Source organism: Sphingomonas changnyeongensis, from assembly GCF_009913435.1.
In the GTDB taxonomy this organism is placed as follows: Bacteria; Pseudomonadota; Alphaproteobacteria; order Sphingomonadales; family Sphingomonadaceae; genus Sphingomonas_B; species Sphingomonas_B changnyeongensis.
Genome location: NZ_CP047895.1, coordinates 2,033,702 through 2,046,199, shown reverse-complemented (window position 1 = coordinate 2,046,199; position 12,498 = coordinate 2,033,702). Strand labels below are relative to the sequence as shown.

At 69.1% G+C, this 12,498-nt stretch carries 11 protein-coding genes; 3 read left to right on the top strand and 8 right to left on the bottom strand.

The genetic code is table 11. The features are described 5' to 3' along the window. Positions 1–15: 15 nt before the first annotated feature. A complete protein-coding gene (locus GVO57_RS10100) occupies positions 16–942 on the top strand; it encodes an L-threonylcarbamoyladenylate synthase (protein WP_160593035.1) in 927 nt (308 codons plus the stop codon). A 3-nt stretch (positions 943–945) separates the two neighbouring features. After that, complete coding sequence (locus GVO57_RS10095) at positions 946–1,941, top strand: GDP-mannose 4,6-dehydratase (protein WP_160593950.1); 996 nt, start codon at positions 946–948, stop codon at positions 1,939–1,941. Between the two features lie 160 nt (positions 1,942–2,101). On the opposite strand, the gene GVO57_RS15045 is transcribed toward GVO57_RS10095, so the two are convergent. Next, a complete protein-coding gene (locus tag GVO57_RS15045; protein ID WP_233281598.1) occupies positions 2,102–2,362 on the bottom strand; it encodes a hypothetical protein in 261 nt (86 codons plus the stop codon). On the opposite strand from GVO57_RS15045, the gene wecB reads away from it, so the two are divergent. Next, the gene (wecB, locus tag GVO57_RS10090; RefSeq protein ID WP_233281567.1) at positions 2,255–3,340 is read left to right on the top strand and encodes a non-hydrolyzing UDP-N-acetylglucosamine 2-epimerase; all 1,086 of its coding nucleotides are present in this window, start codon (positions 2,255–2,257) and stop codon (positions 3,338–3,340) included. The genes GVO57_RS15045 and wecB overlap by 108 nt on opposite strands. A gap of 39 nt (positions 3,341–3,379) precedes the next feature. On the opposite strand, the gene GVO57_RS10085 is transcribed toward wecB, so the two are convergent. From GVO57_RS10085 to GVO57_RS10055, 7 genes are all read right to left on the bottom strand, one after another. Next, positions 3,380–4,255 carry a UTP--glucose-1-phosphate uridylyltransferase gene (locus GVO57_RS10085; protein ID WP_160593033.1) on the bottom strand — a complete coding sequence of 292 codons (876 nt, stop codon included), beginning with the start codon at positions 4,253–4,255 and terminating at the stop codon, positions 3,380–3,382. Positions 4,256–4,319: 64 nt separating this feature from the next. Then, on the bottom strand, positions 4,320–4,853 hold the full coding sequence (msrA, locus tag GVO57_RS10080; RefSeq protein ID WP_160593032.1) for a peptide-methionine (S)-S-oxide reductase MsrA: 534 nt from the start codon (positions 4,851–4,853) through the stop codon (positions 4,320–4,322). A 144-nt stretch (positions 4,854–4,997) separates the two neighbouring features. Then, positions 4,998–5,249: a hypothetical protein gene (locus GVO57_RS10075; protein ID WP_201752624.1), complete on the bottom strand. Its 252-nt coding sequence runs from the start codon at positions 5,247–5,249 to the stop codon at positions 4,998–5,000. Positions 5,250–5,457: 208 nt separating this feature from the next. Continuing rightward, the gene (locus tag GVO57_RS10070; protein ID WP_233281329.1) at positions 5,458–6,585 is read right to left on the bottom strand and encodes an HlyD family efflux transporter periplasmic adaptor subunit; all 1,128 of its coding nucleotides are present in this window, start codon (positions 6,583–6,585) and stop codon (positions 5,458–5,460) included. Next, positions 6,518–8,785 (bottom strand): ATP-binding cassette domain-containing protein, encoded by a 2,268-nt coding sequence (locus GVO57_RS10065; RefSeq protein WP_160593030.1) that lies wholly within the window; start codon positions 8,783–8,785, stop codon positions 6,518–6,520. The genes GVO57_RS10070 and GVO57_RS10065 overlap by 68 nt, the downstream gene beginning before the upstream one ends. Positions 8,786–8,798: 13 nt before the next feature. Beyond that, positions 8,799–10,142: a TolC family protein gene (locus GVO57_RS10060; RefSeq protein WP_160593029.1), complete on the bottom strand. Its 1,344-nt coding sequence runs from the start codon at positions 10,140–10,142 to the stop codon at positions 8,799–8,801. 241 nt (positions 10,143–10,383) lie between these two features. Next, positions 10,384–12,468 (bottom strand): malate synthase G, encoded by a 2,085-nt coding sequence (locus tag GVO57_RS10055; protein ID WP_233281328.1) that lies wholly within the window; start codon positions 12,466–12,468, stop codon positions 10,384–10,386. Between the last annotated feature and the right edge of the window lie 30 nt (positions 12,469–12,498).

Here is a 12,498-nt window from a genome sequence, read left to right as displayed (position 1 = left end):
CTATAGCGCGGGGCGGTGAGCCGCTCAAACACCCGCATCATCCCGGCGGATGCCGCCGGCATCGCCGAAGCCGCCGCCCTGATCCGCGCAGGTGCGTGCGTCGCCGTGCCGACCGAGACGGTCTACGGCCTCGCCGCCGACGCGACCGATGCAGCTGCGGTCGCCGGCATCTACGCGGCCAAGGGGCGGCCCGCGTTCAACCCGCTGATCGTCCATGTCGCCGACATGGGGATGGCGGAGGAACTGGCGCAGTTCGACGCCGCCGCGCGCGCACTCGCCGCGCGCTACTGGCCGGGGCCGCTCACCCTCGTGCTGCCGCATCGCGGCACCCTGCCCGCCATCGTCACCGCCGGTCTGCCGACGGTGGCGCTGCGCATGCCCGCGCATCCGGCGATGCGCGCGCTGATCGCGGCGGTCGGCCGCCCGCTCGCCGCGCCATCGGCCAATCTGAGCGGGACGATCAGCCCGACGCGCGCCGCCCATGTCATGAAGACGCTGGCGGGGCGGATCCCGCTGATCCTCGACGCCGGGGCGACGGCAGCGGGGCTTGAATCGACGATCGTCAAGGTTGCGGACGGTTGCACCCGGCTGCTGCGCCCCGGCCCGATCGGCGCGGATGAGCTGTCGGCGGTGGTGCCCGACGGACCGGCGGCGGTCGAAGCCCCCGGCCAGCTGAGCAGCCATTATGCCCCGCACAAGCCGCTGCGCCTCGATGCCGAAACCGCGCTGCCGGATGAATATCTGATCGGCTTCGGCGCCGTGGCCGGCGATGCGACGCTCAGCGCCGATGGTAACCTTGTCGAAGCCGCCGCCCGGCTATTCGACCTGCTCCACCAGGCCGACGAATCGGACCGGGCGCGCATCGCCGTCGCGCCCGTGCCGGCCAAAGGCCTGGGCCTTGCCATCCGCGACCGGCTTGCCCGGGCCGCCCATCGGGGGTGAATGATGACGACATTGGTGACCGGTGCTGCCGGCTTTATCGGCTTTCACCTGGCCGACCGGCTGATGGCGGCCGGCGAAACCGTGATCGGCATCGACAGCTTCGTGCCCTATTATCTGCCGCAGCTGAAGGAAGATCGCGCCGCCGAACTGGCGCGGCGGCACGGGGCGCGCTTCCGGCTGATCCGCTGCGATTTCGCCGATCATGATGCGCTCGGCACCGCGCTGGCCGGGCTCGATTTCGCGCGTATCGCCCATCTCGGCGCGCAGGCGGGCGTCCGCTATTCGATCGAAAACCCCCGCGCCTATGCCCAGGCCAATCTGGTCGGGCATCTGAACATGCTCGAAGTGGCGCGCGAACGCCGGGTGCCGATGGTCTATGCCTCGTCCTCGTCCGTCTATGGCGGCAACACCCAGCTGCCGTTCCGCGTCGAGGACCGGGTCGACCATCCGGTGTCGCTCTATGCCGCGACCAAAAAGGCCGACGAGCTGATGAGCGAGACCTACGCCCATCTCTACCGCATCCCGCTCACCGGCCTGCGTTTCTTCACCGTCTATGGCCCCTGGGGCCGGCCGGACATGGCCCCCTGGCTGTTCACCGACGCGATCCTCAGCGGTCGGCCGATCAGCGTGTTCAACCATGGCGACATGCGCCGCGATTTCACCTTCATCGACGATATCATCGACGGGGTGGTCGCCTGTCTCGATGCGCCGCCGCCCGATGACGGCCAGCCCAAGGCCGGCGGCAGCGTCGCCCCGCACCGCCTCTACAATATCGGCAACAGCCGGTCCGAGCCGCTGACCCGGCTGATCGACCTGATCGAACAGGCCTGCGGCCGCCCGGCGATCCGCGAGGAAAAGCCGATGCAGCCCGGCGACGTGAAGGACACTTTTGCCGATGTGAGCGCGATTGCCGCCGATCTCGGCTATCGCCCCCGCACGGCGCTCGATCAGGGCATCCCCGCCTTTGTCGACTGGTTCCGCGCCTATCGCGGCGGCTAGAGCGTTTTCGAGCCGGGTGGAACCACCCGGCGGCTCGCAAAACGCGGCAAACAAAAGCCCCGAGCAGCCGATCCGATGCAATCGGATCGAGAGCCGCTCGGATCCGGACGGATTACTGCCACCGCCCGGGACGCAAGGAAGAAACATCCGGGACGGATCATTATCCAGCTTTGGTCTTGCCTGACGCATGGTCTGTTGTCCTAAGGACAAGCCATCCACTGTTCTCAGACAGGGACATGCGGGGGCGTTGATGGCCAGGATCATGTTCATATTCGGCACTCGGCCGGAAGCGATCAAGCTCGCCCCGCTGATCTTGGCGATGCGCGATGACATTCGGTTCGATGTTTCCGTGTGCTTTACCGGCCAGCACCGCGATCTGGCGTGTGCGGCATTGCAACTGTTCGGCATCGTCGCCGATCATGCGCTCGATCTGATGGTCGAGGGCCAGCCACTCGACATTCTGTTCGGCCGGCTGCTGGCCGAAACCGGCGCGGCGATCGACCGCATCGCCCCCGATCAGGTGATCGTGCAGGGCGACACGGCCAGCGCCCTCGCCGGGGCGCTCGCCGCCCATTACCGGCAGCTGCCCGTCGCCCATGTCGAAGCCGGGCTGCGCAGCGGTTCGCTCGATCATCCCTGGCCCGAAGAGGCGCACAGGCGGATGATCGCCACGGTTGCCGGGCTGCATTTCGCGCCCACGCGGCGCGCGGTGCAGGCGCTGCTCGACGAAAATGTGCCCGCTGCCCGCGTCCATCTGACCGGCAACACGGTGATCGACGCGCTGGAGCAGATGCGCGACCGGCTGCGCGGCGATCCTTCGCTCGGCGCGCGCGGGCGCGATCTGGTGGCCGGGGCCGGGGACCGCCCGATCGTGCTCACGACCTGCCATAGGCGCGAGACGCTGGGGGAACCGCTTGCCGGCATTACGATGGCCCTGCGCGCCATCGCGGCGCGGGGGGCCGCGCACATTCTGATGCCGGTCCATCCGGCACCCGAGGTCCGGCGGATCATCACCGACCGGCTGGCGGATGCGCCGGGCATCAGGCTTGTCGAGCCGCTCGACTATGCCTCGCTGCTGCACGTGCTGGACTCCGCCCGGCTGGTGCTGACCGACAGTGGCGGCCTGCAGGAAGAAGCCCCGGCCATGGGCGTGCCCGTGCTGATCCTGCGCGAGACGACCGAGCGCACCGAGGCGATCGATGCCGGGGCCGCTGAGCTGGTCGGCCGCGCGCCCGAACGGATCATCGCTGCGGCGATGCGTCATCTCGGCCAGCCCGGCGGGAAACGCGCGCCGCTCTACCCGTTCGGCACAGCAGGGGCCGCGCGGCGGATCAGCGAGCTGCTGGCGGCGGCCCGGACCCGCAGTCCGGAGCCCGCCTATGCCGACCTGCCGGCCTGAGACGCCACGAAGCCCTGAATCCTGTCGACCGGCGAGCCTTCAGCCGCCCCGGCCGACCATCGCCTCGGCAAAGGCGCGCACATCCGCGCCGATGTCCACCCGTTCGAGCGCCAGCGCGAGATTGGCCTGCACGAAACCGGTCTTGTCGCCACAGTCATAGCGCGCGCCGCGAAAGGTGCGGGCGTGAAAGGGCTGCTGCCCGATCAGCTGGGCGAGCGCGTCGGTCAGCTGGATCTCGCCGCCCGCGCCGCGTTCCTGGGTTTCGAGCACCCGCATCACCTCGGGCTGGAGCACATAGCGCCCGATCGCCGCCAGCCGCGACGGCGCGGTGCCGGGGGCAGGCTTTTCAACCAGCCCGCGCACCTCGGTCACATCGCCGCTCACCGCGCCGGGATCGACGATGCCGTAACGATGGGTCTGGCTGTCCGGCACCTCGAGCACCGAAATCACGTTGCCGCCGGTCTCGGCATAGGTTTCGGCAAGCTGGCTGATCGACGGACAGGCGGGGTTCCACAGCAATTCGTCGACCAGCAGCACCGCAAACGGCTCGTCGCCCACCAGGTGCCGCGCGCACCACACGGCATGGCCCAGCCCCAGCGGCTCCTGCTGGCGCACGAACGCCATCTGGCCGGGCGGCAGCCGGGTGCCGGCAAGCGGCGCCAGCGACTTGCCGCGATCGGCCATCGTGCGTTCCAGTTCATAGGCGATGTCGAAATAATCCTCCATCGCCGCCTTGCCGCGCCCGGTGACAAAGATCAGCTGCTCGATCCCGGCAGCCAGCGCCTCGTCGACCGCATATTGAATGAGCGGCCGGTCGACGACCGGCAGCATTTCCTTCGGCACCGATTTGGTGGCCGGCAGGTTCCGGGTGCCGAGGCCGGCCACCGGGAACACCGCCTTGCGCAACGGTTTCATCGCCCCTTCTCCCCTGTGTGCTGGCGCGCGCCATAGCCAAGACGCCGGGCTCGCGCCACGCGTTTCAGCGCTTCAGCCGCTCGGCAAAGCTCTTGCGGAACTTGCGCAGTTTGGGCGCGACCACCGCCATGCAATAGGGATTCTGGTCGCCCATGCGGGCGAAATATTCCTGATGATAATCCTCAGCCGGCCACCACGGGCCATCGGCCTCGATCCTGGTCACGACCGGATCGGCCCAGTCCGCCTGCGCACGCGCGATGGCGGCGCGGGCCTCGGCCTCCTGTTCGGGCGAATGCGGAAAGATGGCCGAGCGATACTGGGTGCCGACATCGTTGCCCTGGCGGTTGAGCTGAGTCGGATCATGGGTGGCAAAGAAGATGTCGAGCAGGTCGCCATAGGCGATCACCGCGGGATCGAACACGATGCGCACCGCCTCGGCATGGCCGGTGTCGCCATTGCACACCTGCTGGTAGGTGGGGCTGGCGACATGGCCGCCGATATAGCCGCTTTCGACCGACTGGACGCCGATCACATCGTCAAACACCGCCTCGGTGCACCAGAAGCATCCGCCGGCAAAGGTCGCAGTCTCGTCCGCCATGGCCTGTCCGTTCCCGTCATCCTGACTGTCCGCCGGCTGAGCTGCCGGCAGGCGGCCGATTTGGGTATCGGCCCGCCAAAGGCAAGAAAAAAGGGGCGACCCTTTCAGGTCGCCCCTCCATAAACTTGCCGGAAAGGCTGAAGCTTACGGGCTGTTCGGCTCGTCGTCGCTGTCGGTCGCGATCACGATGCCCGCGACAACCGCGGCAGCGGCCAGAACGGCGATGATCAGGCTGCCACCAGCCAGCTCATTACCTTCAACCTTTTCACCAGCGCGCACCGAAGCGCCGCTGACCGAGAGCTTCGACGCCGAAGCCTGAGCCGCCATGGCGGCCGAGGGCACGGCAATCATCGACAGCGCGGCAATCGCCACGGTCGCTGCTTTACGGAAACCCATTCTGGACACTCCCTTTATTAACTTTCGGTCCGTTCGATGGCTTTGGCACGAAGCCCTAACCGATTCAACCATAAACTCGCCACGCTCGACTGCACAAGCTGTGCTCCCTTGAACAAGTCGCACACCCTGCACCGCCCGGCGCATGAGAAACACCGCCCACACGCGCGATCTCGCCTAACCGGCCAAAGGTTAAGATCCTGTTACGATATCAGCGTTCCGTCATGGATTCTGCGGTTGTCTTCAGAATCGGCTTGGTCAGATATCGGAAAACGGTCGTCTCGCCCGTTCTGATCTCGGCCGTTGCCGTCATCCCGGGCTGGATCACGATCTTTTCGCCCGCCCGGTGCGGCCGCATGGTGCGCGGATCGGCGGTCAGCTGCACGCGGTAATAGCTTTCCTGCGCGCCATTCGCCGCCTGACCGGTCGTCGTGTCGGGATTGACGAAGGTCACCCGCCCCTCGGCCCCGCCATAGACGGACGAGTCATAGGCATCGAACTTCACCGACGCGCTCTGCCCCGGGCGGATGAAGGCGATCTCTGCCGGCGAGACGCGCGCCTCGACGATCAGCTCGGCGCGGTCGGGCACGATCTGCATGATCTCCTCGCCGGCGCGCACGACGCCGCCAATGGTCGCGACCTTGAGGTTGCTGACCAGGCCCGACACGGGTGCGCGCAGCTCGGCATTGCCCAGATCGTCGGTGCGCTGCGTCAGCGCCTGTTCCGCACTTGCCAGTTCCTCGCGCACCCGCACCTGTTCGGCCTGAAGCTCCTCCAGATAGCGGCTGCGGCGGCTGGCGATCTGCCCCCGGAGATCGGTAACCTGCCGTTCAAGCCGGATCAGTTCGGCACGGGCGACGTCGCCGCTGCCGACAAGCGGCCGGTTCAGCTCCAGCTCCTGCCGCGCGAGCGACAGCTGCGCCGAAAGCGCGCCCACATCGGCAGCCAGCGCCTGCCGCCGCCGCGTGAGCAGCAGCCGCTGATTCTCGACCACCTCCGGATAGGCGGCAAGGTCCGCCGTCGGCACCAGCGCGCCCCCGGACAGTTCGGCTTCGATCCGGGCGAGCGCCGCGCGCAGCGCCGCCACCCGGGCGCGCCCGTCATCCACCGCAGCCCCCGCCTTGACCCGGTCAAGCGCGACAAGCAGCTGCCCGCGCTCGACCCGCTGGCCGTCGCGCACCAGGATGCGGGTGATGACGCCGTCAGTCGCCGCCTGGACGACCTGAACCCGCCCCGAGGGGATGACCTGCCCGCGCGCACGGGTGATCTGGTCAAGCTCCGCCCAGATCGACCAGACCAGAAAGGCGATCACAGCGACGCTCGACAGGCCGATGATCACAATAGATTCGCGATGCCGCATCATTCCGCCGCCTGTTCCCCGCCAGACTGTTCGGCCCCGCCAGCCCGTTCATGCCCCCGATTGCGGGCGCACCGGCATCGCCGGTTACCGCCCGCCCCTCACCCGCGCCGCCGGTCTCGGGCCGCCGCGCCGATTGCTGCAGCCGCTGCAACACCTCCTGGCGCGGCCCGTCGAGCGCGACCTGCCCGCCGACCATCACGATCACCCGGTTGACCAGCGACAGCAGCCGCATCTTGTGGGTCACGACGACCAGCGTGCTCTGCACCCCCAGCCGGGCGGCGATGGCACTGAGCGCCGCGCCCTCGACAGCGTCATCGAGATTGGCGGTCGGCTCGTCGAGCAGCAGCAGATCAGGCCGCGCCAGCAACAGCCGGGTCAGCCCGGTCAGCGTCCGCTGCCCGCCTGAAAGGCCGCGCCCGCCTTCGGCGATCTGCAGATCAAGCCCGCGCGGGTGGCCGTTGATCAGGTTGATCAGCCCGGTCTGGGCCGCGGCGGCCATCACCGCATCGTCGCCGGGATTTGACAGGCCAAGCAGCAGATTGTCGCGCAGGCTGCCATTCACCAGCCGATAGTCCTGCGGCAGATAGCCGACATGCCGCCGGAGCACATCGGGCGCGATCTGCCCGGCATCCAGCCCGCCAATCTGCACCCGCCCGGCCTGGGGCGCGTAAAGCCCGGCCATCAGCCGCAGCAATGTGGTCTTGCCCGATCCGATCCCGCCGATGATCGCCACCCGCTCCCCGGCCGCGATCTCAAGCCGGGGCACGACAATGCCGTCCCGCGCGCCCGGATAGGCGAAGCGGACGCCCTCCATCCGGACCGCCGCTTCGACCCGCGCGGGCCTGAGCGTGCCGGCATCCGGCCCCTCGTCGGTCGGCAGCCGCAAGATGTCGTCGAGCATCTTGAGCGAGGCGCGCGCATAGCCCCATTGCACGATGAAGTTGGGCAGCTGGGTGATCAGCGGGCCGTTGACCCGCCCGGCGACGATCGCGCAGGCGATAAGCGCGCCGGTGGTCATCCGCCCCTGCGCCACCTCGACCGCGCCAAAGGCGATCAGCGCGACATAGGCAAGCTGCTGCAGCGTCGAGAAGATCGATCCCGCCGCCGAAGTCCAGCGCTTGACCGGGTCTTCGGCTGCATGGACCTCGTCCATCAGGCTGTTCCAGCGCGCCAGCAACCGCCAGCCGCCGCGATTGGCCTTGACCGTTTCAGCCGCGTCGATCGATTCGACGAGCAGCCCGTTCTTGCGGTTGGCGCTGATCTGCGCCCGGTCGGTATCGCGCCGGATCAGCCGCGCCAGCCCCCAGGCGATGCCGAGCGCGACCGGCAGGCTGATCAGCGGGACGAGCGCAATCGGCCCGCCCAGCGCGAAGATGACCAGCACGAACAGCAGCGCAAAGGGCAGATCGGCAAGCAGGAACAGCGAGCCCGACGACATCACCGCGCGCACCTGTTCCAGCCCGCGCAGCTGCGCCGCCATGGTGCCGACACCGGGCGGCCGCGCGTCGAGCCGCACCGCCTGGGCGCGGGCGAAGAAAAACTCCGACACCTCTTCGTCGATCCGCGCCGCCTCGCGCTCCACCATCAGCGCACGGGTCGTGCGCAGCGCGAAATCGAGCAGCAGCGCGATGATCACCCCGATGGTGAGCACCCACAGCGTCGAATAACCAGCGCGCGGGATCACCCGGTCATAGATCTGCATCGAATAGAGCGAGGTCGCGAGCGTGATGACATTGGCCATGATCGTCGCGATGGTGGCCGACACCAGCACATCGCGCCGCGCCATGATCGCCCGCCAGAACACCCGCGCCGCCGCAGACGGCGTGCGCCGCGCCGCAATCGCGGGGAAGCGCGGTTCATAGAACAGCGCGTCGTCGGGCCGCTCGACCGTCAGGCCGCTGCCATCGCCGCGCAGGCGCAGCCGGCTTTCATCCTCCCATTGCTCGGCAATCGCCCAGCCGGTCTGGCCGCTCCACATCAGCAGCGGGAAATGCTGGGCGCGCGGGCGCGGGCCAAGCCGCTGCGGCGCCGCCCAGCCGGCAGCGGCGGCCAGTGCGACCAGCCCGTCCGAACCGGCAAGGATCGCCGGATCGAGATCGGGCGCCACCCAGTCGGGCGGCAGATCGACGCCCCGATCATGGGCGATCGCGGCAACGAGATCGGAAAGCGGCAGGGTCATGACGGGTCCACGCTCAGGGCTGGATGCCGGGCTCGAGATCGGGCCGCCAGCTGCAGGTGCGCAGGGCAATGCGCGCGGCGGTGGCCATCGCGCTGACCTCGGCATCGTCGGCGGCCAGTTCGGCCTGGGTGGTTTCAAGCGCGGCGTTCATCACATCGAGCCACGACCGGCGGCCGACGACGAACTGGCGCTGATAGCTGTCGGTCACCGCGCGCGATGCGGTGGCGGCCACGCCGCTGCTGGCGATGCGCTGCCGCGCCGCCTCGTTCTCGGCAAAGTCGGCGTTCAGCTGGTCGCGCAGGTCGCGCTCGACCGCGCCGACGCGCAGTTCGGCGGCGTCGCGGCGCAGGCGCGCCGCACCGGCGCTTTCGAACTGCGACAGCCCGCCATTGACCCCGGCGCGAAACACCAGGCCGACACGCTCGCCGGTGACTTCGTTGCTGGAAAACACCGCGCTCAGGCGCGGCATGGTCTGCGCACCGGCCAGCTTTGCGTCGGCGCGCGCCACCAGCGCCTCGGCGATCAGCCGCTGGCGCACCGGCGAACAGCTGATCGCCCGCTCGGCCGCGCCGGCGGACGACGGATGGTCGCGCGCCGGATCGTAAAAGGGAATGGCCCCCGGCTCATGCCCGACATCGCCCAGCAGCTCGCGCAGCCTGACAAGGCTTGCCGTGCGCAGCGCCTCGGCAGAGGCGCGCTGATCCTCAAGCTGGGCGGTGCGCGCGCGGGCAAGCTCCAGATCGACGCTCGGGCTGACCGACTGTTCGACGCGGCGGCCGATCGACGCGACCAGCCCGCGATGCTCGGCGAGCCCGCGGTCGAGGATCATCAGCCGCCGGGTGGCGCGGGCCAGATCGAAATAGGCGTTGGTGAGCCGGAGCGCGACGTCGAGCGCATTTTCATCGACCTGCGCCGATGCGAAGCGCTGGACGGCACGTGCGCGGTCGATCGTGCCGCCGATGCGGCCGCCCTGCCAGATCGGCTGTTCGACGGCGAGATTGAGCGAGAGATTGTCGCCGCGCACCACCGGCGCGCCGCCTTCAAAGCTCAGCGCCTCGACCGACAGGCTCGGCCCGCGCTGCCATTTCGCCGCCTTGACGTCACCGCCCGCCGCGCGCAGCCCGGCACGGGCCGCGGCAACCGCGGGATGGCTTTCGACCGCGCGCGCGGCAAGATCGGCCAGATCGGGGGCAACCGGCGGCGGCCCGACCGGCCGCGCCGGACCCGCATCGGGGGCAGCCGCCGCGTCCGGCCCCTGCACCGGCGGAACCGGGGCAGGCTGGGCGAACGCCGCCTGCGCGAGGGCCGCGTGCAGCAACAGGCCCGTCGTCCAGCGCGCAAGGCCTGCCCGTGTCATTCCGCCCTGCATCGTGCCGCCCTGCATCGTGCCGCTCTGTGTCAAACCGGTACAGCTCATCAGGTGCCAAGGCCTAGGCCAGAACGCGCGCCTGCGCCAGTGCGGATGCGGTCGTTTATCCCGCGTCGTCCGCATGCTGGTTGCCGGACCTGTCCCCAAGCTGACGCTCATGGACGATCCTTGCCGGCGCGATGGTCAAGATCGCGTTAACCAGCGCCTGCGCGCAGTTCCGCTGCCTTCCTCATGCAGCCCGGTCGCGCGCCTTGGCACGGGCGCGATAGGCGTGCAGCAGCGGCTCGGTATAGCCGCTTGGCTGGCGCGCGCCCTCGAACACCAACGCGCGCGCCGCCTGAAACGCGATGCTGGCGTCCGGGTCCGGGGCCATCGGGCGATAGGCGGGATCGCCTGCATTCTGGGCATCGACCTTGGCCGCCATGCGCCGGAGCGCGGCATCGACCTGCTCGGCCGTGCACACGCCGTGGAGCAGCCAGTTGGCAAGCGCCTGCGCCGAAATGCGCAGCGTCGCCCGGTCTTCCATCAGCCCGACATCGTTGATGTCCGGCACCTTGGAACAGCCCACGCCCTGATCGATCCAGCGCACGACATAGCCCAATATGCCCTGGGCGTTGTTGTCCAGCTCGCGCGCGACATCGGCTTCGGTCCAGTTGCGGCCAAGCGCCAGCGGGATGCGCAACAGCGCGTCGCGCGGCGGCGGCGCCTCCCCGGCCAGCCGCGCCTGCACGCCGAACACATCCACCTGATGGTAATGAAGCGCGTGCAGCGTCGCCGCAGTGGGGCTCGGCACCCAGGCGGTGTTCGCGCCGCTTTGCGGGTGCGCGATCTTCTGGGCGAGCATGTCGGCCATCATGTCGGGCGCTGCCCACATGCCCTTGCCGATCTGCGCCCGGCCCGAAAAACCGGCGGCGAGCCCGATGCGGACATTGCGGTCCTCATAGGCGCGGATCCAGTCGCTCGCCTTCATCTCGCCCTTGGGCACCATCGGCCCCGCCTCGATCGAGGTGTGGATCTCGTCGCCGGTGCGGTCGAGAAAACCGGTGTTGATGAACACGATGCGGTCGCGCACCGCATGGATGGCGGCGGCGAGATTGGCCGAAGTGCGGCGCTCCTCGTCCATCACGCCGATCTTGAGCGTGTGGCGGGCCAGCCCCAGAATGTCCTCGACCGCATCGAACAGCCGGTCGGCAAAGCCGGCTTCCTCCGGCCCGTGCATCTTGGGCTTGACGATATAGACCGAGCCGGTGCGGCTGTTCCTGAACCGGCCCAGCCCCTTCAGGTCATAAAGCGCGATCGTCGACGTCATCACCGCATCGACAATGCCCTCTGGGGCCTCGCTGCCATCGGGCAGCAGGATCGCGGGCGTCGTCATCAGATGGCCGACATTGCGGACGAACAACAGGCTGCGCCCCGGCAGCGTGCGTTCGGTGCCGTCGCGCGCGGTGAACGCCCGGTCGGCATTCAGGTGGCGCGCCCGCACCTGCCCGTCCTTTTCGAAGCTGGCCGACAGGTCGCCGCGCATCAGCCCCAGCCAGTTGGCATAGGCAGCGACCTTGTCCTCCGCATCGACGGCGGCGACCGAATCCTCGAGGTCGACGATCGTCGTCAGCGCCGCTTCCAGCAGCACATCGGCGATGCCCAGCGGATCGTCGCGGCCGATCGGGTGATTGCGGTCGACCAGCACCTCGATATGCAGGCCGTGATGGCGGAACAGCGGCGACGCCCCGCGCCAGCCGACCAGCGCGGGGTGATCGCCCCCGTCAAGCACCGCCGCCCAGCCCGGCAGGGCTTCATCCAGAAAGGCGCGGGCGCGGGCGATCACCTGTGCGCCGCGTTCAGCGTCATAGCCGCCGGGGCGCGGCGCGCCGGGCAGCGCATCGGTGCCGTAAAAGGCGTCATACAGGCTGCCCCAGCGGGCATTGGCGGCATTGAGGACGAACCGGGCGTTGAGCACCGGCACCACCAGCTGCGGCCCGGCGAGCCTCGCAATCTCGTCATCCACCCCGGTCGTGCCGATGGTGAAGGCCGCCGGTTCGGGCACCAGATAGCCGATTTCGGTCAGGAAAGCCTGATAGGCGGCCGGATCGACCGGCTGGCCGCGCCGGGCGCGGTGCCAATCGTCGATCTGCTGCTGCAGCGTTTCGCGCACGCCGAGCAGGCGGCGATTTTCGGGCACCAGCACGGCCAGCAGATCGGCAAAGCCGGTCCACCATGCCGCCGGATCGAGGCCCAGCCCGGGCAGGACACGGTCCTCGACGAACGCGGCGAACTCGCCCGCGACCCTCAGCCCTGCCCGTTCGATCCGTTCCATGATGTCGCCCCTCCCCCCAGATGTTGCGGG